At 56.4% G+C, this 23,269-nt stretch carries 22 protein-coding genes; 9 read left to right on the top strand and 13 right to left on the bottom strand.

Annotation, left to right across the window (positions count from 1 at the left end; all coding sequences use genetic code 11):
- Positions 1 to 37 precede the first annotated feature (37 nt).
- Entirely contained in the window at positions 38 to 937 is a 900-nt protein-coding gene (locus tag FOY93_RS21220) for a LysR family transcriptional regulator (RefSeq protein WP_115876807.1), read from the bottom strand.
- A gap of 119 nt (positions 938 to 1,056) precedes the next feature.
- On the opposite strand from FOY93_RS21220, the gene FOY93_RS21215 reads away from it, so the two are divergent.
- Positions 1,057 to 1,815: an SDR family NAD(P)-dependent oxidoreductase gene (locus tag FOY93_RS21215; RefSeq protein ID WP_136195983.1), complete on the top strand. Its 759-nt coding sequence runs from the start codon at positions 1,057 to 1,059 to the stop codon at positions 1,813 to 1,815.
- A gap of 264 nt (positions 1,816 to 2,079) precedes the next feature.
- On the opposite strand, the gene FOY93_RS21205 is transcribed toward FOY93_RS21215, so the two are convergent.
- Complete coding sequence (locus FOY93_RS21205) at positions 2,080 to 2,619, bottom strand: GNAT family N-acetyltransferase (protein ID WP_143345636.1); 540 nt, start codon at positions 2,617 to 2,619, stop codon at positions 2,080 to 2,082.
- Between the two features lie 148 nt (positions 2,620 to 2,767).
- On the opposite strand from FOY93_RS21205, the gene FOY93_RS21200 reads away from it, so the two are divergent.
- On the top strand, positions 2,768 to 4,357 hold the full coding sequence (locus FOY93_RS21200; protein WP_143345635.1) for an STY4199 family HEPN domain-containing protein: 1,590 nt from the start codon (positions 2,768 to 2,770) through the stop codon (positions 4,355 to 4,357).
- A 61-nt stretch (positions 4,358 to 4,418) separates the two neighbouring features.
- On the opposite strand, the gene FOY93_RS21195 is transcribed toward FOY93_RS21200, so the two are convergent.
- The 3 genes from FOY93_RS21195 to FOY93_RS21185 form a co-directional block, all read right to left on the bottom strand.
- Complete coding sequence (locus FOY93_RS21195; RefSeq protein ID WP_133295295.1) at positions 4,419 to 6,068, bottom strand: alpha,alpha-trehalase; 1,650 nt, start codon at positions 6,066 to 6,068, stop codon at positions 4,419 to 4,421.
- A 181-nt stretch (positions 6,069 to 6,249) separates the two neighbouring features.
- The gene (gene gorA, locus FOY93_RS21190) at positions 6,250 to 7,602 is read right to left on the bottom strand and encodes a glutathione-disulfide reductase (RefSeq protein ID WP_143345634.1); all 1,353 of its coding nucleotides are present in this window, start codon (positions 7,600 to 7,602) and stop codon (positions 6,250 to 6,252) included.
- A gap of 71 nt (positions 7,603 to 7,673) precedes the next feature.
- Entirely contained in the window at positions 7,674 to 8,516 is an 843-nt protein-coding gene (locus FOY93_RS21185) for a 23S rRNA (adenine(2030)-N(6))-methyltransferase RlmJ (RefSeq protein WP_047652937.1), read from the bottom strand.
- Between the two features lie 207 nt (positions 8,517 to 8,723).
- Between FOY93_RS21185 and prlC the strand changes: the two genes are divergently transcribed.
- Together prlC and rsmJ are read left to right on the top strand one after the other, a co-directional pair.
- The gene (gene prlC, locus FOY93_RS21180; protein WP_143345633.1) at positions 8,724 to 10,766 is read left to right on the top strand and encodes an oligopeptidase A; all 2,043 of its coding nucleotides are present in this window, start codon (positions 8,724 to 8,726) and stop codon (positions 10,764 to 10,766) included.
- 7 nt (positions 10,767 to 10,773) lie between these two features.
- Positions 10,774 to 11,526 carry a 16S rRNA (guanine(1516)-N(2))-methyltransferase RsmJ gene (rsmJ, locus tag FOY93_RS21175; RefSeq protein WP_017384177.1) on the top strand — a complete coding sequence of 251 codons (753 nt, stop codon included), beginning with the start codon at positions 10,774 to 10,776 and terminating at the stop codon, positions 11,524 to 11,526.
- 92 nt (positions 11,527 to 11,618) lie between these two features.
- Here rsmJ and uspA read toward each other — a convergent pair whose 3' ends face one another.
- Complete coding sequence (gene uspA, locus FOY93_RS21170; protein ID WP_003861223.1) at positions 11,619 to 12,056, bottom strand: universal stress protein UspA; 438 nt, start codon at positions 12,054 to 12,056, stop codon at positions 11,619 to 11,621.
- A 283-nt stretch (positions 12,057 to 12,339) separates the two neighbouring features.
- Between uspA and uspB the strand changes: the two genes are divergently transcribed.
- Entirely contained in the window at positions 12,340 to 12,675 is a 336-nt protein-coding gene (gene uspB / locus FOY93_RS21165) for a universal stress protein UspB (protein ID WP_003861224.1), read from the top strand.
- Positions 12,676 to 12,718: 43 nt separating this feature from the next.
- Here the strand turns inward: uspB and FOY93_RS21160 are convergent, their stop codons facing one another.
- From FOY93_RS21160 to pitA, 3 genes are all read right to left on the bottom strand, one after another.
- Positions 12,719 to 13,126 (bottom strand): hypothetical protein, encoded by a 408-nt coding sequence (locus tag FOY93_RS21160; RefSeq protein WP_136195968.1) that lies wholly within the window; start codon positions 13,124 to 13,126, stop codon positions 12,719 to 12,721.
- Positions 13,104 to 13,493: a polymorphic toxin type 44 domain-containing protein gene (locus FOY93_RS21155; protein WP_197737686.1), complete on the bottom strand. Its 390-nt coding sequence runs from the start codon at positions 13,491 to 13,493 to the stop codon at positions 13,104 to 13,106. The genes FOY93_RS21160 and FOY93_RS21155 overlap by 23 nt, the downstream gene beginning before the upstream one ends.
- A 173-nt stretch (positions 13,494 to 13,666) precedes the next feature.
- Complete coding sequence (gene pitA / locus FOY93_RS21150; protein WP_143345632.1) at positions 13,667 to 15,166, bottom strand: inorganic phosphate transporter PitA; 1,500 nt, start codon at positions 15,164 to 15,166, stop codon at positions 13,667 to 13,669.
- A 228-nt stretch (positions 15,167 to 15,394) separates the two neighbouring features.
- Between pitA and FOY93_RS21145 the strand changes: the two genes are divergently transcribed.
- On the top strand, positions 15,395 to 16,591 hold the full coding sequence (locus tag FOY93_RS21145; protein WP_136195967.1) for a BaiN/RdsA family NAD(P)/FAD-dependent oxidoreductase: 1,197 nt from the start codon (positions 15,395 to 15,397) through the stop codon (positions 16,589 to 16,591).
- Between the two features lie 32 nt (positions 16,592 to 16,623).
- Here FOY93_RS21145 and FOY93_RS21140 read toward each other — a convergent pair whose 3' ends face one another.
- A complete protein-coding gene (locus FOY93_RS21140; protein ID WP_133295287.1) occupies positions 16,624 to 17,562 on the bottom strand; it encodes an NAD(P)-dependent oxidoreductase in 939 nt (312 codons plus the stop codon).
- The gene (locus FOY93_RS21135) at positions 17,562 to 18,254 is read right to left on the bottom strand and encodes an RraA family protein (protein ID WP_133295286.1); all 693 of its coding nucleotides are present in this window, start codon (positions 18,252 to 18,254) and stop codon (positions 17,562 to 17,564) included. Before FOY93_RS21135 ends, FOY93_RS21140 begins: the two co-directional genes overlap by 1 nt.
- Before the next feature lie 169 nt (positions 18,255 to 18,423).
- Here FOY93_RS21135 and FOY93_RS21130 point away from each other — a divergent pair, with 169 nt between their 5' ends.
- On the top strand, positions 18,424 to 19,161 hold the full coding sequence (locus FOY93_RS21130) for an IclR family transcriptional regulator (RefSeq protein ID WP_133295478.1): 738 nt from the start codon (positions 18,424 to 18,426) through the stop codon (positions 19,159 to 19,161).
- A 37-nt stretch (positions 19,162 to 19,198) separates the two neighbouring features.
- On the opposite strand, the gene FOY93_RS21125 is transcribed toward FOY93_RS21130, so the two are convergent.
- A complete protein-coding gene (locus FOY93_RS21125) occupies positions 19,199 to 20,533 on the bottom strand; it encodes an MFS transporter (protein WP_143345631.1) in 1,335 nt (444 codons plus the stop codon).
- Between the two features lie 317 nt (positions 20,534 to 20,850).
- Here FOY93_RS21125 and FOY93_RS21120 point away from each other — a divergent pair, with 317 nt between their 5' ends.
- Complete coding sequence (locus tag FOY93_RS21120) at positions 20,851 to 21,249, top strand: potassium channel family protein (protein ID WP_133295284.1); 399 nt, start codon at positions 20,851 to 20,853, stop codon at positions 21,247 to 21,249.
- 169 nt (positions 21,250 to 21,418) lie between these two features.
- Complete coding sequence (locus tag FOY93_RS21115) at positions 21,419 to 22,444, top strand: TerC/Alx family metal homeostasis membrane protein (RefSeq protein ID WP_023309545.1); 1,026 nt, start codon at positions 21,419 to 21,421, stop codon at positions 22,442 to 22,444.
- A gap of 60 nt (positions 22,445 to 22,504) precedes the next feature.
- Here FOY93_RS21115 and FOY93_RS21110 read toward each other — a convergent pair whose 3' ends face one another.
- A complete protein-coding gene (locus FOY93_RS21110; protein ID WP_111963721.1) occupies positions 22,505 to 23,167 on the bottom strand; it encodes an HAD family hydrolase in 663 nt (220 codons plus the stop codon).
- Positions 23,168 to 23,269: the final 102 nt, after the last annotated feature.

The raw sequence follows: 23,269 nt of genomic DNA, 5'->3' as shown, positions 1-23,269 counted from the left end.
TTCGTTTGGCTGGATGTTATTGAATTATAGCTTGCGACTAGTCCACGTAAGCTTTTGTGAGTTCGGTTAGCCACTCCATGAACAGATGGACCCGGCGGGAGAGGTTGCGCCGGTGGGGATAAATCAGGGAAACAGGCATCGGTTCGGCCCGGTATTGCGGGAGGATCTCAATCAGCTTCTTCGCGCGCAGTAAATCGCGCACCCCAACCCGCGGCACCTGAATAATGCCCAGTCCGGCGAGACAGGCAGCCTGGTAAGTTTCCGTGCTGTTGACGGTTAAGACCCCGCCCGTTTTTATCCACTGTGTTGTACTGCCGTTATAAAACTCAAAGCCCTGTGGGCGTGTTCCCAGCGTAGCGGTGTAGTGAATAACGGCGTGCGAGCCTAAATCGTCCAGGGTTTCCGGGTAGCCAAAACGCGCCAGATAGTCCGGGCTGGCGCAGTTAATCACCGACAGCTTGCCCAGTGGACGGGCAATCAGCCCTGAATCCTTCAGCGTGCCGACGCGTACCACGCAATCAAACCCTTCGCGGATCACATCCACCAGACGATCGCTGCTGCTGAGCTCCAGTTCAATGCCAGGATAGTGCTGCAGAAAAGCAGGCAGTTTGGGGATGACCAAATTTCGAGCAACGCCGACGGGCATATCCACGCGGAGCCGGCCGCTGATGCTGGAGGGATCGTGCTGAAACATACCGTCGAGTTCATCAAGGTTTGCCAGCAGATCTTTTGCCCGCTCGTAATAGACCATGCCGTCCTGCGTCAGGCTGACGCGGCGCGTGGTGCGGTGTAATAGCTGGGTGCCAAGCCGGTTTTCCAGGGCCTGAATTTGCCGCGAGACGCTGCCTTTCGGCAGAGTTAATGTTTCGGCCGCGCGGGAAAAACTCTCCAGTTCCGCGACGCGGACGAACAACTGCATTGCGTGAATTTTATCCATAGAGGAAGCTCATTGTTGTTTCTGGTGAAACAGTGAAGCGTTTTAACCCATCTTTATTGATTTTCTATCACCTAATAAGCTCTTTCTCAATCTCCTTAACAGCCAAAACGAGGTTTATGATGAGTGAACGTATCGCATTAGTGACGGGTGGTAGCCGTGGTCTGGGCAAAAACGCTGCGTTAAAGCTGGCGGCAGACGGCACGGGAATTGTCCTGACATACAACCGTAGCCAGCAGGAAGCGCTGGATGTTGTGCATGAAATTCAGCAAAAAGGCGTCAACGCAGCGGCATTACAGCTCAACGTCGGGGATATCACGGGATTTGAACATTTTGCCCAACAGCTTCAGGAAACCCTTAGGACCGTCTGGCAGCGTGAAACCTTTGACTATTTATTGAACAATGCCGGGACGGGTTTATATGCACCCTATGCCGACACGACGGAAGCCCAGTTTGATGAAGCGTTGAACATTCATTTCAAAGGGCCTTTCTTCCTGACCCAGCGCCTGCTGCCGCTGCTTAACGACGGGGGACGTATCCTCAACGTCTCCAGCGGGCTGGCCCGTTTTACCCAGCCGGGCTCAGGGACCTACGCGGCCATGAAGGGGGCGATGGAAGTGCTGACGCGCTATCAGGCGAAAGAGCTGGGCGCGCGCGGCATTTCCGTCAATATCATTGCGCCTGGCGCGATAGAAACAGACTTTGGCGGCGGACGCGTGCGCGACAACGCGGAGCTGAATCAGTTGCTGGCCTCGCAGACGGCGCTGGGACGGGTGGGTCTACCGGACGATATCGGTGATGCCATTGCGGCACTGCTCAGCGATAAGCTGGGCTGGATGAATGCGCAACGTATTGAAGTGTCAGGCGGTATGTTCCTGTGATGCCCGGACTTAAGGGGAAGGAACCTCTTAAGGAACCCTTAATATGGATGTGTCTGCACACTGACAGCGATAAAGAACGCAGTTAGCCATAGCCGATAACCCATTTTCATCACGATATTTCTCCAGAGAAAAACCCTGATGTTTTTTATTAACGCAATGGCCGCAGAAAATATTTTCAGCGCATGACGTTTGATATTCGTTTCCTCTTAATAGCGACCCTGAAGAGGAAACGACGTCCGGAAATATCGGCTAAATTACTATTGGTCAGGAATTATTATTCAGGTATTCCTGCTGTAATAAACCAAATAGCCAGTCATTTTGCCAGCGCCCCGCAAGATAATAGCTCTCACGTAATTCACCTTCCAGGTGAAAGCGGGCTTTTTCCAGCAGGCGTCTTGAAGCAGCGTTTCCCGCTGTTACGGTGGCGGTGAGTCGCCGTATCCCGCCCTGAAGAAAAGCGTAATCGCAAAGCGCTTTCAGGGATTCAAAGCCGTAACCTTTCCCCTGTGCCTCGGGGGCGAAAAGGAAGCCCACTTCTGCGCAGTCCACCTCCCGATGAATATACCCGGTAACGCCCAGCGGGGCCTGGGAGGCGGTGTCACGTACGACGAGACAAAGCCAGTGCGCGCTGCCCGGAGCCCATGCCGTCAGGCGCGAATCAAACGCCTCTCGTATCGCCGCGACGGGGCGGTCTTCCGCCACAAAGCGCATAACGTCCGGATGCTGCTGTAACGCCAGAAAAAAGGGCCAGTCTTCTTCCTGCAAAGGTGAGCAGTTCAGGCGAGGGGTAATTAAAACGGGCATTCAGATTCTCCTGACACTTTTTAAATGATTTTAGGGTTGTCACTTTATTTCAACAGAAAGTCAGGTATGGTTAACCACGTATAAATAAAAAGAATAAAGGGCGTCTCGCGCCCATTCCTGATGTCTTCGTTGTCGCTTAAGGAAAACAATGACTCTCAGCACATCACATCATATTCGCGAACAGTTTGAACACTGTCTGGCGGTCATTCGCCATGCGTCGGTGGAAATTTTACTCCTTCTGAATGTACATGCTTCTGAGGGCAAAGATCCACGCTGGTTTCTGGAACAACTCGACAGCGCGCGATTAGCTTTGGGCGGCTGGGGAGCCGTTGCGAAAAAACTAAACCTGAATGATGCCGAGATGTCGGAATTTACGCTCCAGCTGCGCCTGCTGCAGCAGCGCGTACCGCAGTATGAAAGCGGACAGGATGTGAGTGAAAACCAGCTTATTGCGGCGATGCGGTTTGTGACCGCGCTGGAACATCTTCGTCTTCAGCAGCCGCTGTTGACCTATAGCACGGAGCTGGCACCGGGCAGCGAACTCCAGCAGCAGCAGGCGCACAAGCAGGTACGCGCAATTGAGCTGATGCTTAAAGGGCTTATCCAGCAGGCCTGGCCCGATCAGGTAAAGCTGAACAACCATCTTAAGACCCTGTTTAACGCTGACCGCGTAAGGCGCTGGCTGAAGCTTGGCGAGATCAACGATGTCCTGAGCGGCATGATGTTCAGCGAGCTGGCGCAGATGCTGGTGGATAAAAAAGAGTTCAGCCGCTATTACGCTTCGCTTTTCCGCGACCCGTCCATGCTGACGCTGCTGGTTGAACCGCGCAAAACGCTGCAAACCTTTCTCGACGATATTCGGCAAATCCGCAACAGCATCACCGTTCAGAAGACGTTAAGCTCGGCGCAAATTCAGCTGCTGGACAACTACTACGCGCAGATCGCGCGGCCCGTTCAACGCGCGTTTGAAGAGGGGAGAACGCGCGTTAATCCGGCAGGATTCATGGCGGTAGATGCCAGTGAATTGCATACCTTCTGGGAAAAGGCGCAGAAAATGGATCGGGTTACCGGTGGGGATCTGTTTGAAGTCCGTGACACTATTGAAAAGCCGACCCAGCGCGCGCCGCGCACCCCCGAACAACGCGAGCAGCTCATTTCCGGTGCGTTATGGGGGGCAGTTGGCGTTATGGTGATTGCCATTGTGGCAGGGGGCTTCTGGCTGGTGACCAGCAGCAAGCCGCAGCCAGCGGCCGTCAGCGCGGCTGAAGCGGCTCCACCGCAGGAAATGCGTGAGACGCCTTCCTCGCGCGAAACGCTCACGCGCATGGGGGTGACCTGGGACGAGAATAATTTCCGCTCGGCTATTAACCGCAACGATACCCGCGTGACCCAGCTCTTTTTGCAGGGCGGTATGGACTGGAAGCTGTCCTGGACCGAAGAGGCGATGTCGGCAGGCCATGACGACGTGCTGGAGCTGATGTTACGCTACCGGCAAAACATGGTGGAAGAGAAGCCGTGTCGCCGCTTCATCAACACGCTCAGCCACGCGATGTCGAACGGCGAGTCTCTGACCTCGGTACGTAAAGAGTATCTTAAAGCGTTCTGCACCGTGCCTGCCGTAGTGAAACGCCAGCAGCACGATCTCGACATGGCCACACGCCGCGCGCAGTCACAGCCGGATGCCACCACCAAAAAATGGCAGTCTATTCAGAGCGCCATTTATGAGGTGATTCGCTAACATTTTCCCCTCACCCCAGCCCTCTCCCCTGAGGGGCGAGGGGGAAAAGATCACACCCTGCTTAAGGCTCCCCATACAACCCAATCAGCCGCCGCACCACGCCGTTCGTCCAGCCGAAACCGTCCTGCAGCGGATACTCACCCCCGCCACCTTCGCGCGGCGTGCTGCTGGCGATGTGGTATTTCTCAATCAGCTTGTGGTGCGTCTTGTAGAAATGGTTCACCGTATGCAGCCAGCTCCAGGCGATCTCATCCCCCAGCGAGTCGTTTCCGTACTGCTTGAATCCCTGAATCGCCATCCACTGCAGCGGCGCCCAGCCGTTGGGTTTATCCCACTGCTCGCCGGTTTCGTACTCGGTCGCCAGAATTCCGCCCGGGGTCAGCAGACGCGCCTTGACTGCATCCGACAAGCGCTCCGCCTGCTCGTGAGTTGCCATGCCAACGTACAGCGGCACGATGCTGGCGGCAGAAAACAGCGCCAGCTCTTCGCGCCGCCAGTCGTAATCGCGGTAACAGCCGCTCTCCTCGTCCCACAGATAGCGGTTCACCGCCGCGCGGCGATCGTTGGCTTTCTGGCGGAATTCCTCTGCCGTCTCTTTATCTCCTTTCGACGCCGAGATGTTGGCGATAGCGCTTTCCAGTTTGAACAGGAAGGCGTTCAGATCGATGGGGATGAACTGCGTCGTGCGGATGCTGGCGAGCCGCGACGGATCGCGCAGCCAGCGGGACGAGTAATCCCAGCCGGACGCCGCACCCGCGCGCAGGTCGCGATACACCTCGTTTGGCGGACGGCCCGAGTGGCGCGCGGTTTCCACGTCCTCAATCCACGATTCGTCGCGCGGGGTATCGCGGTCATCCCAGTAGCGGTTGAGCAGTGAACCGTCCGGCATGCGCACGGCGCTGCGGTATGCCTGATTAAGCAGTAGCGACTCCGCACCGTCCATCCAGAAGGCGTACTCCATTTTGAGGTGATCAAGATAGCGTTTCGCACCTCGCACGCCGTCCTCCTCAAACAGCTCCACCATCAGCGCAAAGACCGGCGGCTGTGAGCGGCTGAGATAATAGGTGCGGTTGCCGTTGGGGATATGCCCGTAGCGTTCAATCAGCCAGGCGAAGTTGTCCGCCATACATTTGAGCAGATCGTTACGGCCGCTCTCCGCCAGCCCCAGCATGGAGAAATAAGAATCCCAGTAGTAGGTCTCGCTGAAGCGCCCGCCGGGGACGATATAGGCCTGCGGCAGCGCCAGCAGGGAAGACCAGGGAATATGATCCTGCGGCTCGCGCGTCAGCACCGGCCACAGGTTATCAATGTGCTCTTTCAGGGAGAGTCCCGGGTCGGAAACATATTCTGTGCCGTACGTTTCCGGCATCCAGAAGTGGTTCTCCACAAACTGGCGCAGGTCGAAATCCCGGTGGCGTCTGACCTTGCGGTAGCGGATCAGGATATCCAGCGGATCCATCTTCGGCGCGCAGTCGGGGAAGGTTTTACTGTCCGCAAACAGCCGCGTCGATTGCACGTGTTCGAACAGTTCAAGGTAGCGGTCTGCGGGCGTCAACGCATCGGAGGCGGGTAGCCCCTCGATCATTTCGGGTTCCGGCTCCGCCTCAATCATTTCATCCAGTTTCAACTCGCAGGGATCGGTCTCGTAGCGCAGCTCTTCTGCAATCTCGAACTCGATGTTCTCGGTAGCCTGTAGTTTCTGGTTGAACATGGTGATAGGGACCTCCGGTTGTGTGTTCAAAAGACAGGTTTATCCGGGCGTCTTATAAGCGTAGACATTCGCTTCGGTAGATGGGGAGGGAAATGTGCGGTAGATCACTATTTTCGGAGCATTCGTTTTGCAACGATTTATGAATGTTAAAAAAATGCCCCTCCGGGGAGGGGCATCAGGATTAACGCATGGTCACAAACTCTTCCGCGGCCGTCGGGTGGATTGCCACAGTATTATCGAAGTCTTTCTTCGTTGCGCCCATCTTCAGTGCCACGGCGAAGCCCTGCAGGATCTCATCCATGCCGAAGCCAATGCCGTGGATACCGACAATCTTCTCTTCCGGGCCGACGCAGACCAGCTTCATGCGGCACGGCTGACGGTGCGAGGTGACGGCGGTATACATTGCGGTGAACGCCGATTTATACACTTTCACCTGGTCGTCGCCGTACTGCTCGCGCGCCTGCGGCTCGGTTAAGCCGACGGTGCCGATTGGCGGATGGCTGAAGACCACGGTCGGGATGTTGCTGTAGTCCAGATGCTCGTCCGGCTTGTTGTTAAACAGGCGCTCGGAGAGACGACGACCCGCCGCAACGGCGACCGGCGTCAGCTCAACCGCACCGGTATTGTCGCCGACCGCGTAAATGCCCGGTACGCTGGTGTTCTGGAATTTATCGACGACGATATAGCCTTTTTCGTCGGTTTTCACGCCAGTCACGCCCAGGTTGAAGTTATCGTTCGCCGGTTCACGGCCAATCGCCCAGATCAGGCAATCAACGGTCTGGCTGCGACCATCTTCCAGCTCCAGGGTCAGGCTTCCGTCCGCGTTTTTCACCACCGCTTTTGGTACGGCGTTGGTGTGCAGGGTTGGGCCTTCGGTGTTCATCACTTCAACCAGCGTATCGACAATCAGCGGGTCAAAACTGCGCAGCGGCGCGTGTTTACGTACGAACAGGTGCGCTTCTGCGCCCAGGCCGTTAATCACTCCGGCCAGTTCAACCGCGATGTATCCCGCGCCTACCACGGCAACGCGCTGAGGCAGGGCTGGCAGCTCGAAGAAACCGTCGGAGTCGATGCCGTATTCCACGCCCGGGATGTTCGGATGGCTCGGACGACCGCCGGTGGCGATCAGGATGTGATCGGCGGTGATCGTCTCGCCGTTCACTTCGATCGTTTTCGCGTCAACGAAGCGAGCGAAACCGTGGATAACGTCGACGTTATTTTTCCCCAGCACGTTGTCGTACGAGGTGTGAATGCGATCGATGTACGCGGTACGGCTGGCGATCAGCTTGTCCCAGTCGAAGCGGTTGATGGTGGTGTCAAAGCCGTAGTCCGGGCCATACATATGGATAGCTTCACGGATCTGCGCCGCATGCCACATCACCTTCTTCGGTACACAACCCACGTTCACGCAGGTGCCGCCCAGCGCTTTGGCTTCAATCAGCGCGCACTTCTGGCCGTACATGGCCGCGCGGTTGATGGAGGCGATGCCGCCGCTGCCGCCGCCGATTGCGATGTAGTCATAATGCTTAGTCATAGCTTTTGTCCTTAATCGTGAATTGCCGCGATTGTATACCTGAAATCAATAGTTTCCACCGATGGCTGCGATTACTCCGGCACTATCCAACTGACGGTAGCGTGGCCTGTACCCGCCGGCACCAGCGTTTTATGCAGCCACGGCAGCACGTTGTTCATCTGCGCTTCGAGCTTCCACGGCGGGTTGATTACAATCATGCCGGAGGCGGTCATACCGCGCTGATCGCTGTCCGGACGTACCGCCAGCTCGATCTGCAGGATCTTGCGGATGCCGGTCGCTTCCAGGTCTTTGATCATGCGTTTGATCTGCGCGCGCAGCACCACCGGGTACCACAGGGCATAGGTGCCGGTAGCAAAGCGTTTGTAGCCTTCGTGGATACCCGTCACCACCGCCTGATAGTCGGTTTTGATTTCGTACGGCGGGTCGATGAGCACCAGGCCGCGACGGGAAACCGGCGGCAGTTTGGCCTTCAGCTGCTGGTAGCCGTCGGCTTTTTCGACGCGGGCGCGGCTGTCTTTCTGGAATTCTGAACGCAGCAGCGGGAAGTCGCTCGGGTGCAGCTCGGTCAACTGGATGCTGTCCTGCTCGCGCAGCAGCTGGCGGGCAATCAGCGGCGAGCCCGGGTAATAACGCAGCTGGCCGTTGCGGTTGAAGTGGTTCACCACGCCGATGTACGGCTCCAGCTCGGCAGGCAGGTCGTCCTGCTGCCAGATGCGGGCGATCCCTTCCAGATATTCACCGGTACGCTCGGCATGCTCACCGCTCAGCTGATAACGGCCCGCGCCCGCGTGGGTGTCCAGATAGAGAAACGGCTTCTCTTTCTCTTTGAGCGATTCGATGATCAGGCTCTGAACGGTGTGTTTAAGGACGTCGGCGTGGTTGCCTGCGTGGAAGCTGTGGCGATAACTGAGCATGGGTAATGATATTCCGCTGAATTGACGATTTGCCACAGTTTACAGCAGAACGGCAAAGATTACCCGTAGGCCCGGTAAGCGCAGCACCACCGGGCTCTTTTCGACAACGTCCGGCATTGAAATCCTCTACACTTAACCCCATTCTAGATCCCATATGCACAGCGCCGGATGCGCGCTTCATTCACCTATTTCAACAGGACAGCGTTTATGACCAATCCATTACTGACGCCTTTTTCGTTGCCACCGTTTTCTAAAATCCTCCCCGAGCATGTGGTTCCAGCGGTTACGCAATCGCTGGACAACTGCCGCGCGGCGGTAGAAAGCGTGGTCGCGCAGGGCGGGCCGTACACCTGGGAAAATCTGTGTCAGCCGCTGGCCGAAGTGGACGACGTGCTGGGGCGTATCTTCTCCCCGGTAAGCCACCTGAACTCGGTAAAAAACAGCCTGGAGCTACGTGAAGCCTACGAGCAAACCCTGCCGCTGCTCTCTGAGTACAGCACCTGGGTCGGCCAGCACGAAGGGCTCTACAAAGCCTACCGCGACCTGCGCGACGGCGATCACTACGCCGAGCTGAACACCGCCCAGAAAAAATCGGTCGATAACGCCCTGCGTGATTTTGAGCTGTCCGGGATTGGCCTGCCAAAAGAGAAGCAGACCCGCTACGGTGAAATCGCCGCGCGCCTGTCCGAGCTGGGCAACCAGTACAGCAACAACGTGCTCGACGCCACCATGGGCTGGACGAAGCTGATTACCGACGAAACGGAGCTGACAGGCATGCCGGAAAGCGCCCTGGCGGCGGCAAAAGCGCAGGCCGAGGCGAAAGAGCAGGACGGTTTCCTGTTAACCCTGGATATCCCGAGCTATCTGCCGGTAATGACCTACTGCGACAACCAGGCCCTGCGCGAAGAGATGTACCGCGCCTACAGCACCCGCGCCTCCGATCAGGGGCCGAATGCCGGTAAGTGGGACAACAGCCCGGTCATGGCGGAAATCCTCGCCCTGCGCCACGAGCTGGCCCAGCTGCTGGGCTTCGAAAACTACGCCGATAAATCCCTCGCCACCAAAATGGCGGAGAACCCGCAGCAGGTGCTCGACTTCCTGACCGATCTGGCGAAACGCGCCCGTCCGCAGGGTGAAAAAGAGCTGGCCCAGCTGCGCGCCTTCGCGAAAGCGGAGTTCGGCGTGGACGAGCTGCAGCCGTGGGATATCGCGTACTACAGCGAAAAACAGAAGCAGCACCTCTACAGCATCAGCGACGAGCAGCTGCGCCCGTACTTCCCGGAAAACAAAGCCGTGAACGGCCTGTTTGAAGTGGTGAAGCGCATCTATGGCATCACCGCCAAAGAGCGTACCGATATCGACGTCTGGCATCCGGACGTGCGCTTCTTCGAACTGTATGACGATAAAAACGAACTGCGCGGCAGCTTCTACCTCGATCTCTACGCGCGTGAGAACAAGCGCGGCGGGGCGTGGATGGACGACTGCGTGGGCCAGATGCGTAAAGCAGACGGTTCTCTGCAGAAGCCGGTCGCCTACCTGACCTGTAACTTCAACCGTCCGGTGAACGGCAAACCTGCGCTCTTTACCCACGATGAAGTGATCACCCTGTTCCACGAGTTCGGTCACGGCCTGCACCATATGTTGACCCGCATCGAAACCGCAGGCGTGGCAGGCATCAGCGGTGTGCCGTGGGATGCGGTCGAGCTGCCAAGCCAGTTTATGGAAAACTGGTGCTGGGAGCCAGACGCGCTGGCGTTTATCTCCGGCCACTACGAGACCGGCGAACCGCTGCCTAAAGAGCTGCTGGACAAAATGCTGGCGGCGAAAAACTACCAGGCGGCGATGTTTATCCTGCGCCAGCTGGAGTTCGGACTGTTCGACTTCCGCCTGCACGCCGAGTTCAGCCCGGAGCAGGGTGCGAAGATTCTTGAGACCCTGGCCGAGATTAAAAAGCAGGTCGCCGTGATCCCTGGGCCAACCTGGGGCCGCTTCCCGCACGCGTTCAGCCACATCTTCGCTGGCGGCTACGCGGCGGGTTACTACAGCTACCTGTGGGCCGACGTGCTGGCGGCGGATGCCTTCTCTCGTTTCGAAGAAGAGGGGATTTTCAACCGCGAAACCGGCCAGTCGTTCCTCGACAATATCCTGACCCGCGGCGGTTCCGAAGAGCCAATGGTGCTGTTCAAACGCTTCCGCGGCCGCGAGCCGCAGCTGGATGCGATGCTTGAGCATTACGGGATCAAAGGCTGATTGTTACGTGAAGATCTGCTTAGTAGATGAAACGGGCGCCGGAGACGGCGCCTTATCTGTTCTGGCCGCCCGCTGGGGGCTGGAACATGATGAAGATAACCTGATGGCGCTGGTGATGACACCAGAACACCTCGAATTACGTAAACGCGATGAACCGAAGCTCGGCGGGATTTTCGTCGATTTTGTCGGCGGCGCGATGGCGCACCGGCGCAAGTTCGGTGGCGGTCGTGGTGAAGCGGTTGCCAAAGCGGTTGGCATCAAAGGGAGCTACCTCCCGGACGTGGTCGATGCCACGGCGGGGCTGGGGCGCGATGCGTTTGTGCTGGCGTCTGTCGGCTGTCGCGTGCGGATGCTGGAGCGTAATCCGGTGGTCGCTGCGCTGCTCGACGACGGGCTGACGCGTGGCTACGCGGACCCGGAAATCGGGCCGTGGTTGCAGGAACGATTGCAGCTGATTCACGCCTCCAGCCTGACGGCGCTGACGGATATCACCCCGCGCCCGCAGGTCGTCTATCTCGACCCGATGTTCCCGCACAAGCAGAAAAGCGCGCTGGTGAAGAAAGAGATGCGGGTGTTTCAGTCTCTGGTGGGGCCTGATCTGGATGCGGATGGCCTGCTGGAGCCGGCTCGTCAGCTGGCGACGAAGCGGGTAGTGGTGAAGCGTCCTGACTATGCACCGCCGCTGGCGGACGTGGCGACCACTAACGCGGTGACCACCAAAGGGCACCGGTTTGATATCTACTCAGGTACGCCGGAATAAAAAAAGCCGGGTGGCGGCTTCGCCTTACCCGGCCTACATTTAGTGCCGCCTGTAGGCCCGGTAAGCGTTAGCGCCACCGGGCTTTTTTGCACTTACTCGTCTTCTTCGTCACGCAGTGGAACAATCAGCATATCCACGTGGACGGTATTAATAAGCTGGCGCGCGGAAGACATCAGCTTGCTCCAGAAGTCCTGATGGTGACCGCACACCACCAGGTCCATGTCGTATTTCTTGATCGCATCAACCAGCACCTGGCCCAGGTCACCGCTGCCGCTCAGGGTTTCGGTAATGGGATAACCCGCGTTGGTGGAGAGTTCGCTCAGGGCGTGGTGCGTCTCTTCGGAGATACGCTTCTGCATATCGCCCAGATTGACGTCGATCAGACCGGTGTAGAGGTCGGAGTAATTCACGTCAACGTGAATCAGCGAAACTTTCGCGTTGTAGGGACGTGCCATGGATACCGCTTTATCAACCAGCACTTTGCTCTCCGGGGAGAGGTCTACCGCGATGAGAATGTGTTTGTAAGCCATAGTGTTACTCCTTCCTTAAGTTATCGATGACTAAATAGGAAAGCCGTCGTCTGATGCTTTCATTACGGCCCAGTTAAACATATTTTTCAAGCTTTGGTGTTGATAACGATTAACCTTGTGGCAAAAAAATTAACGGATCTCCTACACTATTAAATGAGCCGTTCGGATATTAAAACGCGAACCGGATCGACTTTTGGTCATTCTTTCACTGAACTGTCTGTCAGGGCATTGGGGTGCGGTAGCTCAGAAGCCTTGCTTCGTGGGCGGACGCCGGGGAGGATGTATGATTAGCACCGTCGCATTGTTTTGGGCGTTATGCGTAGTTTGCATAGTGAATATGGCGCGCTACTTCTCATCGTTACGTGCGCTGTTAGTGGTACTTCGTGGTTGCGATCCGTTGCTTTATCAGTATGTGGACGGTGGAGGGTTCTTCACCTCGCATGGACAGCCCAGCAAACAGATGCGTCTGGTGGGATACATCTACTACCAGCGCTACCGCGATCATCACGATGAAGAATTTATCCGTCGCTGCGAGCGCCTGCGTCGTCAGTTCATTTTGACCAGTGCCCTGTGCGGGCTGGTCGTCGTCAGCATGATTGCATTGATGATTTGGCACTGATCACCACAGCAGGCGGGGTCAGCCCCGCCTTCTTTCCTCTGGTTCAGGGCTTAACTGAGAACCGAAGACCGGAGATATTGGTCTCAATCGAAGTAACCTTCCCGCTATAGGCGATGTTAACGTCTCCGTTTGTATCAATGCTGGCCGCAGTAATTGTACCCGTACCTTCAATGACAGGATGCTTCTTAGCCAACTGATGGATAATGTCGGTGTCTTTCCCTGTTATCTTTTCCGAGAGATAGTAACGGTAGATTGTGGGTACGGTGGCGCCACCCTGATTGTTCACGGTCATATAGAGCCAGACGCTGTCAGATAATTTATAAGCGTGTTGAAGTGCATCGTTATTTCGCTGATTGGGCTGGTGGTTTAGCCACACAAATCCAATGACCAGAGCCAGAAGCGAAACCGTAACAAGGCGATGAATCCATTTAGTAGCCGTTTTGAATGGCATACTCTATTCCTTCTCTGATATTGCGTTGGTCCGTTGGATCGTCCCCGTAAGGCGGCTTTTCGTACCATTTTCCCCATTCAGGTTTTGATGTGCCAGCACGGCTTTGAGCCCAAACTGCTCCCATAAGAAGGATGTTTGCAGGAATGCCTGCTGCAGTTCCGGCGGCTCCGAAGTTGAAATTACCAAATGCAGCAAAATAAGGGTCGAACTTTTTGCAATCCCAGGGACCACCATTTCGGACTTTTTGGTAGAACCAGTAATACGTTGAGGGAGTGGCCATATTGCGTGACATTCCGTTAAGGCGTGCCTCACGCATATTGTTCGCTATAACGATTGAACCCGGTCCTGAGATAGGGACAGAAGCCATACATTCTCCTTTGTCTGGTTTTTCTTCTGACCGTCATCATAGTGTTATCTTCGCAATTCTTTTGAGCAAAAAATGTTCAGGAAATCCTAATGTTATAAAATGTTCGATTGCAAATAACAGCCATAAAAAAGCGGGTCAGTTTCCTGACCCGCTTTTTTGTCGCCTTCAACCGATTAAATCAGCTTCAGCGAAATCCAGTACAGCCCGCCAGACAGCAGGATTGAGGCCGGAAGGGTGAACACCCAGGCCATCAGAATGTTGGTCACGGTTTTGCGCTGCAGGCCGCCACCGTCAACAATCATGGTACCTGCTACGGACGAGGAGAGTACGTGGGTTGTGGATACCGGCATACCGGTGTAACTCGCCAGACCGATAGACACTGCCGCCGTCATCTGCGCGGACATGCCCTGCGCATAGGTCATGCCTTTCTTACCGATCTTCTCGCCGATGGTGGTCGCCACACGACGCCAGCCAATCATCGTACCGATACCGAGCGCCAGCGCGACGGCCATGATGATCCAGATTGGCGCGTACTCAATGGTGTTGAGCATATCGCCTTTCAGTTTCTTCAGCAGACGCTGGTCGTCACCATTCACCTCTGGCAGCTTCGCGACTTTATCGGTCACATCAGAGATACAGAGCATGATACGACGCAGCTGACCACGCTGTTCTACAGCCAGTTTGTCGTAGCTTTCGATATCGCCCAGCATGCCTTTCGCACGTTCCAGCGCGTTAATCGCGTTTGCCGGATGGCAGTGGAACTCGCCGGGTGCAGTAGTGGCACCGGCTTCCGGAGAAGGGATCAGCTGATCAACGCCGGTCGCTTTTTTCAGCAGATCGGGATGCTGCTGGAAATAGGTTTCAACGTTGTTGACCGCATCGCGGGTACGGGTGATTTCGTAACCCGAGGCGTTCATGTTCACCACGAAGCCTGCCGGTGCGACGCCGATCAGAACCAGCATCACCAGTCCAATGCCTTTCTGTCCGTCGTTCGCGCCGTGAGAGAAGGCCACGCCGATAGCGGAAATGATCAGGGCGATACGCGTCCAGAATGGCGGCTTTTTCTTGCCGTCCTTCTTCTCACGCTCTGCTGGCGTCAGGTGGATACGCGCACGTTTTTTGGTATTGCTCCAGTAGCGACGCAGGATAAAAATCAATCCACCCGCGACTACCAGGCCCACGATAGGGGAGATGATCAGAGAGCCGAAAATGCCCAATACTTTAGGCAGGTTCAGCGCATCAACGACGGAGGTTCCGGTCATCAGGGCGTTGGTTAACCCGATGCCGATAATCGCGCCGATGAGGGTGTGAGAACTGGATGCAGGCAGGCCAAAATACCAGGTACCGAGGTTCCAGATAATTGCAGCAAGCAGCATTGAAAACACCATAGCGAGGCCATGGCCAGAACTAACGTTAAGCAGCAGATCCGTTGGCAGCATATGCACAATGGCATACGCAACGCTCAGCCCGCCCAGGAGGACACCAAAGAAGTTAAATACCGCCGCCATAACAACCGCAAGCTGCGATCGCATTGCGCGAGTGTAGATAACCGTCGCTACTGCGTTTGCAGTGTCGTGGAAGCCGTTGATCGCTTCGTAAAACAGTACAAAAACCAGAGCAAGCAATAATAAAAGCCCGGTATGTAAATCCAGGCCGGCAAACAAATGTAGCATAGGACGTTACGCCATTTTGAGGACATGAACGCGGCGCATTATCCAGGACAAATGCGCGGCGGGCAAAGTGAAATATAGACTTTTTTTGACATACCACCTGATTTGAGAAATGCCTCATAAAGGATATTCTTTAAATTTCAATGGAATGCCTTTGTAATATCTTTTTACGCTGGTGTGACCACAGAGGAAACTTTACAATCCGCGGCAGTTAACAAAGAGGGTTTTGACGTGGAAAGGTTTGATGCCGTGGTAATTGGCGCCGGTGCGGCGGGTATGTTTTGTGCGGCAATGGCCGGACAGGCGGGTCGCCGCGTGCTGCTGCTGGATAACGGTAAAAAGCCAGGCCGTAAGATCCTGATGTCCGGCGGCGGGCGCTGCAACTTTACTAATCTGTATGTTGAACCCGCGGCCTATTTGAGCCAAAACCGTCATTTTTGTAAATCTGCGCTGGCGCGTTATACCCAGTGGGACTTTATCGACCTGGTCGGTAAGCACGGTATCGCATGGCATGAAAAAACGCTGGGACAGCTATTCTGCGACGACTCCGCGCAGCAGATTGTCGATATGCTGGTGGCCGAGTGCGAGAAGGGCGGCGTGGTCATGCGCCTGCGCACCGAGGTGCTGGAGGTTTCCCGCGACGACCAGGGCTACACGCTGCAGCTCAACGGCGAAACCGTCAGCGCCGATAATCTGGTGATTGCCAGCGGCGGCCTGTCCATGCCGGGGCTGGGCGCTTCCCCGTTCGGCTATAAAATCGCCGAGCAGTTTGGCCTGAAAGTCCTGCCTACGCGCGCCGGGCTGGTGCCGTTCACGCTGCATAAACCGCTTCTCGAGCAGCTTCAGACGCTGTCCGGCGTGTCCGTTCCCTCCGTCATTACCGCCGAAGACGGGACCGTGTTCCGTGAAAACCTGCTCTTTACCCATCGCGGCCTCTCCGGCCCTGCGGTACTGCAAATCTCAAGCTACTGGCAGCCGGGGGAATTCGTCACGGTTAACCTGCTCCCCGATTGCGATCTCGACGCGTTCCTTAACGAGCAGCGTACCGCACACCCGAACCAGAGCCTGAAAAATACCCTGGCAATGCAGCTACCAAAACGTCTGGTGGAATGTTTGCAGGCGCTGGGGCAGATCCCCGACGCGTCGCTCAAGCAGCTTAACAGCCGCGAGCAGGATGTTCTGGTGGAGACCCTGACAAACTGGCGCGTGCAGCCAAACGGCACGGAAGGCTACCGCACCGCGGAAGTTACGCTGGGCGGGGTCGACACGAATGAGCTCTCTTCCCGCACCATGGAAGCGCGCAACGTGCCGGGGCTCTATTTTATTGGCGAAGTGATGGATGTGACCGGCTGGCTCGGCGGCTACAACTTCCAGTGGGCATGGGCAAGTGCCTGGGCGTGTGCTCAGGCGCTGGCAGAAGACAAGTGACATAAGCGCGCTGCCACTCGTCGCGGTTGGCTTTACAAGCTGACGGTGGTTGCGTCCGTCACGGCCAGAATATTGCTCGCGGCCACGGTCCCCATCCTGATATATGACGCTGCGGTAACGCCGCCAATATGCGGTGAAATAACCACGTTTTCTACGGACTGCCAGAGGTGCGGCGCGGTCAGCGGCTCGTGGGGAAAGCTGTCCAGCGCGGCGCTGTGCAGCGTGCCATCCCTGAGCGCCGCCAGTAACGACTCATCGTGGATCAGTCCACCGCGTGCCGTATTGACCAGAATGGCGTTCCGCTTGCAGTGTGCGAGCGTTTCGCTATTGATCATCCCCCGATTCTCATCGGTCAGCGGACAGTGCAAAGAGATGACATCGGAACGGGAAAGAAGTCCGTTCAGCGTTTCTGCGCGTTCGCACAGGGCAGGCATAGTCTTAGCATAGGGATCGTAAGCCAGCACCTTCATACCGAAGGCGTGGCCAATTGTCGCCACGCGCGAGCCAATAGCGCCCAATCCGATTAGCCCCAGCGTTAATCCCTCCAGCTCAATGGATTTATGCGTCGCCTTATCCCAGTGCCCGTCCCGCAGCCGCTTGTCCAGAGGCACCACGGACTTTGCGCAGGCGAGGATCAGCGCCCAGGTATGTTCAGCCACTGCCGCCGCGTTTGCGCCTGGCGCAGCGCGGACGGCGATGTTGCGCTCGGCCGCTGCCGCCTGGTCTATCACATCGATCCCGCTTCCGTGCTTGGAAATAACCTGCAGAGCCGGGGCGGCATCCATAACCTTCGCGGTGATCCTGCCGTAACGTACCAGGATCGCCACGGGATTGTGTCGTTCACACAGCGCGATCAGGTCATCTTCTGTCGGCTGGCGGCCCGCAAACACCACTTCAAAGCCCTGCAGCATCACCATGGCCTGCTCCGCCAGGTCGCTTCCGGTAACCAGAATTACGTCTTTGCCCCCCATCACAGCGTCTCCCCGTCGGCTAACATACCTGCCTTGCGAAGCGCGTCATCTAGCCAGCGTGGGCGTAAATCGCCTTCACGGATGGCGGCAAGACGCCGGGTCTCCATCTCCAGCTTTTCTTTTGCCAGGGCGATGACCTGCTGAACCTCATCACGCGGGATGACGACCACGCCGTCGATATCCGCGACAACCAGATCCCCGGCCTGAACCGTCGCCCCGGCGACTGAAATGGGATGATTAACCCGGCCAGAAATTAACTTTGTCGGGCCGCAGGGGTTCAGACCGGCAGAAAAGACAGGGTAGTGACCTTTGCTCAGGGAATCGGCGTCACGTACAGCGCCGTCAATAATAATGCCCGCAATGCCGCTCGCCTGAGCCTGAGTGGCCATGATTTCGCCAAGCAGCGCGCAGCTCAGGTCGCCTTTGCCATCGACGATCAGGACATCGCCGGGCTGCGCCACGGCCATCGCGGCATGAATCGCCAGATTATCCCCCGGACGGACTTCCACGGTGATGGCCGGACCCGCAACGGACATGTGTGGGGCCAGCGGTTTGATGCGGCCATGAAGCGTACCGCGGCGACCGGCCACGTCGGCCAGAATGGCTGCCTGATACTCGGCTGCCCGACGAACATCCTCGGCAGAAACGCGTTCGAACTGGCGATTAATCGGTTTTTTTTCAGAAACGGACATGAATGTCTCCATATTGTTTTACTGAGTACAATGCAGGTGTACAGAACAAAACAACTATAGCGGTGTTGCTTTCCTTTTAGCCAGACCCGAGGTGGCGTTTGTGATGTAAACACGAAGTGACTCACAAAATTTGAGGTACACTCACTGCCGGGCTAACAAGGAGATAATGATGGGGAATGAAGGCGTTGTAGCGGTTGAAAAAGCGCTGGCTTTACTGGATTGCTTCCGTCCTGGAGATGAGAGCCTGACGCTGACCGCGCTGGCACAGCTGTCGGGTTATCATAAAACCACGGTTTACCGCCTGATGAATTCTCTTGAACGGATGAATTACGTCGTCAGGCATGAAGACGGCAATTATGCGCTTGGCCCACGTCTGCTTTACCTCGGCAAGCTGTATGAACAATCTTTCCATCTTTCGCGGGTGGTTCAGCCAGAGCTTCAGGCGCTCTCCCTGGCGTCTCAGGAGAGTGCCAGCTGGTATGTGCTGGAGGGCGGCCAGCGCCTTTGCCTGTTTCGCGCGGAAGCGTCGCACGGCCTGCGACACAGCAATCTTCCCGGCAGCCAGTTCCCGCTCGATAATTCGGCCATCAGTAAGGTATTGCGCCATTGGGGGCTCAATGAGAGCCTGCCGGAGGGAGACGCTGACCTCCCTTTCTACACGTCAGGCGCACGCGATCCCCACACCGCGGCGTTTGCGATGCCTGTCTTCGGCGTTCACGACAAGCTGGTTGCGGCGTTAGCCCTGACCGGCCCCATCTCACGGCTGACGGAAGATCGTCGTGAGAAGGAGATAGGGCCATTGATGAAGGCGGCGGCCAGCCGTCTGTCGCAGAAAATGGGAGCCAGTAAGCCCTTCTGTCAGCAGTTCTTTGGTGAAACGAGCGACGCGGCGGAAGAAAATCTTTAAACGCAGAAGCGGGACATTTGTCCCGCTTCTGTCATCACTAATGTGTGACCTGTTTTTCGTGTAGCTGAGCGTTGCGGGCCTGCCGTCCCATAATGAGCACCGCGATACCCCCGGCCAGGCAAAGCGCGGCTAGCGGAAGCATAGCCAGCGTGTAGCTGCCCGTTCTCTCGCTGATCATGCCGTAGGCATTTACCATTACCGCCCCGCCAATCAGGTTCGCGATGGCGCCAATCGCGGCCAGCCCCGCCGCTGCCGAGGAGCTGCTCATCCATCCGGATGCCAGCGCCCAGAAAGGTCCTTTCATAGAATACGCACCCGTCAGGATAATGCTCAGGATCACGATAGTGGCAAAGAGCGAGACGTTTACAAAGGCAGCGAACACGCCCGCAGCAATCATGAACAGCGTCAGCGCGGTATGCCAGCGGCGTTCGTTGGTGCGATCGGAGTGTCGTCCCCAGACAATCATCAGAACCGATGCCAGGCCGTAAGGGATAGCGTTAAACAGACCTGTCTCAAGATTATCGAGATGGAAGGATTTCAGCAGCTGAGGAGACCAGACGCTGATGGTGGTGCCCGCGGACGATGCGCCCGCGTAAATCAGCGCCATCAGCCAGATTTGGCGATGCTTCAGCAACTGCCACGTCGTCTGATGCCCAATGTTCTTTTGCTGGCTCCGCTCGGTTTCCAGCGTGGTTTCCAGCCACTTTTTCTGTTCATTGCTCAGCCATTTCGCCTGATGAGGGCGATCCCGGAGAATAAACCAGGCCGCAATACCCAGCAGCACCGCAGGTAAGCCTTCAATGATGAACAGCAGATGCCAGCCGCGAAGACCCAGCCAGCCATCCAGCGACAGTATCAACCCTGAAAGCGGGGAACCGATGAAGTTAGCGAGCGGGATGGCGACCATAAAGGACGCAATAATGCGCGCGCGGTAGCGGGCAGGGATCCACCAGGTCAGATACAGCACGACGCCCGGGAAGAAGCCTGCTTCCGCTGCTCCGAGAAGAAAACGGACGATATAGAGCGACGTGGTGTTTTGAACCAGCGCCATGCCCATGGAGACGATGCCCCAGCTTATTATAATGCGCGGGATCCACAGCCGGGCGCCGACTTTCTGCATGGCCAGATTACTGGGTACCTCAAACAAAAAATAGGCCACGAAGTAAAGGCTGCTGGCGAAGCCAAACGCCGCTTTGCTGAGGCCAAGGTCCTCATTCATCTGCAGCGAAGCCATGCCGATATTCCCGCGATCGATAATGGAGACCAGGTAACTGACAATCAGAAACGGGAGAATACGCCAGATCACCTTCCGCATCGTCTCTCTTTCTATGTCCTCGGTGGCGGTCGCGCCGTTACGTAAATGTTCTGTCATTGTATCCTCGCAGGGTGTGTTCTTGGTTTTATTAGGTACAACTTAGTTTTATTAAACAAAACCACTATAGCGACGGCGCGTTATTTTTATCCAGTTAATGGAAGGTTTAAATGATGTAAATAAGAGGTGACTCACAGATAGTGCGCTGCGGATATATTGTTTTCAGCTGCTAACCAGCCGCAAGCTGGTCGTGCCGGCAGAGAAATAATCACGCAACGCAATTATTGCACCAACTTTTCCTCTCCGTTCAACTAAGCTTCGACAAGATGCCCCGCCGCGCTCGCGGGGCCATACTCTCTTTGGTCAGAGCACGCATCATGCAGCTACTCAGTATTATTGTTTTGCTTACCCTAACCGTGGTGATTCATTCGCTGTGGATGTTTGGCGTTTTAAAATTCATTAAATTAGACGTCGATTCTGCGGTACGCATTGTTTTACGCAATGTCGGTATCGTGATCTCCATGATCTTCGCCCATCTCCTTGAGGCCGGACTGTTTGCCGCGTTTTATTTTGTCATCGACGCGTTTAATGACTGGAACACCAGCTTCTACTTTTCACTGGTGAGCTATGCGACGGTAGGGTACGGCGACGTCACGTTACCCCAGCACTGGCGGCTCATCGGCGGGGTGGAGGGGCTGGTGGGCGCGTTGATGGTGGGCTGGTCTGTAGCGGTTCTGGTGGCGGTGCTGCAGCGCTTGCGCGGAATGAGCGCCTAAACGGCAGATGCGCGATCCCCGCCTGGTAAGGTAAAGTACACCCCTCTTTACGTAGCCGACAGGGCTGCGGCTTTGAGGGTGAAAAGGCTGATTAACAGCCCACCCTTTTCTGTTCCTGGTTTACGCCAGTTTGCATGGTGTTGTGTTTTGTCTGCCAAAAGGGTTTTGTATGTCTGCTGCTCATCTCGGTTTCCCGACTGAAACCGTTGTTGTCTTTGTGGTGATGGCCGTTGGAGCGATGTTTATCGACCTCTTTATGCACCGTCACGATAAACCGATCTCGCTGAAAAGCGCGGCGATGTGGTCCGTTTTCTGGGTCATGATGGCGATGGCCTTCGCCGGGTTCCTGTACGTTCACCACGGCGCCGAGATGGCGAGCCTGTTCCTCACCGGCTACGCGCTGGAAGAGGTGCTTTCCGTCGATAACCTGTTCGTGATGATGGCGATCTTCGCCTGGTTCGGCGTGCCGGATAAGTACCGTCACCGCGTGCTCTACTGGGGCGTGCTGGGGGCGATAGTCTTCCGCGGTATTTTCGTGGCTATCGGCACCAGCCTGTTAAGCCTGGGGCCCTACGTCGAAGTGATTTTCGCGCTGGTCGTCGGCTGGACGGCGGTGATGATGCTCCGACGCAATGAAGAGAGTGACGAAGTGGAAGATTACTCGGGTCATCTCGCCTATCGTCTGGTGAAGCGCTTCTATCCGGTCTGGCCAAAAATCAGCAGCAATGCCTTTATTCTGACGCAGAAAGAGGTGGATGCGGAGCTTGAAAAGCCGGAAAACCAGGACGTGATGGTCGGACGCGTGAAGAAGGCGAAGCGCTATGCGACGCCGCTATTACTTTGCGTGGCCGTCGTCGAACTCTCTGACGTGATGTTCGCGTTTGACTCCGTGCCGGCCATTATTGCCGTGAGCCGCGAACCGCTGATTATCTACAGCGCCATGATGTTCGCCATTCTTGGCCTGCGTACGCTTTACTTCGTGCTGGAAGCGCTGAAGCAGTATCTGGTGCATCTCGAGAAGGCGGTGGTGCTTCTGCTGTTCTTCGTGGCGTTCAAGCTGGGGTTAAATGCCACCGATCACTTCTGGCATCACGGTTACAGCATTGGCGCCACGGCCAGCCTGTTTGTGGTATTGGGCGTGCTGGCGCTGGGAATTATTGCGAGCGTGATGTTCCCGGGAAAACGTGAGGCCTGATGCATCGTTTTTCTCCCTCTCCCTGTGGGAGAGGGCTGGGGTGAGGGCACCAGACCGCACCTAACCCTTAATCGGTGAATTCCGACGTTTGCGCGGGTGATGGAAGTGCCGCCAGTGCGGATCCTGCGCCGCCGCCAGCAGCTCGTGGTCGCCGCGGGTGTCTCCCCAGGCGCGCAGGTGATAGGCGTTGAGATCGCCATACACTTTTTCCAGCCTGGCCACCTTCTGGGCGCAGCGGCAGTTATTGCCCGTGATGCGCCCCGTCAGCTTGCCGTCTTTCACTTCCAGCTGCGTGCCAATCAGCTTAATGCCCAGTTTGTCAGCCCACGGCTGGAGCACCAACGCCGGGGATGCGGAACAGATGGTCACTTCCGCACCGGAATTCACCTCAGCCGCCACCGCCAGAACTCCTTCGGGACGCATCAGCTTGTTCCAGTATTTTTCGCAAAACGCTTCCGCCTGCTGTCGCAACCAGTGTTCATCCACGCCCGTCAGGAACGTTTTAATCAGCACTTCCTTCAGCTCATCGCGCGTCAGCTTGCGACGCACGCAGTGGAGCGTGGGCAGCGCCATGCGCACCAGGCGGCCCGCGAAGTAACGTTTACCGAAGGCAAAACGCAGGAAAGGAATAAAGCTGTCGTGGTGCGTTAACGTCCCGTCAAAGTCAAAGACAGAGAGCACGTTAGATTTTGCCACCGTCTCGTCGGCAATCATATTGGTCATAAATACGTCTTAGCTGAAATACACATTCTGCGGATCAGTTTACCTGCTTTAGCAGGACAGTCCTTATATCCCCACCATTTTTTTCTCGATCTTGCGATCTCA

The sequence above is a fragment of the Enterobacter sp. 18A13 genome (assembly GCF_007035975.1).
Lineage (GTDB): Bacteria > Pseudomonadota > Gammaproteobacteria > Enterobacterales > Enterobacteriaceae > Enterobacter > Enterobacter vonholyi.
This window is presented reverse-complemented; position numbering and strand designations above follow the sequence as displayed.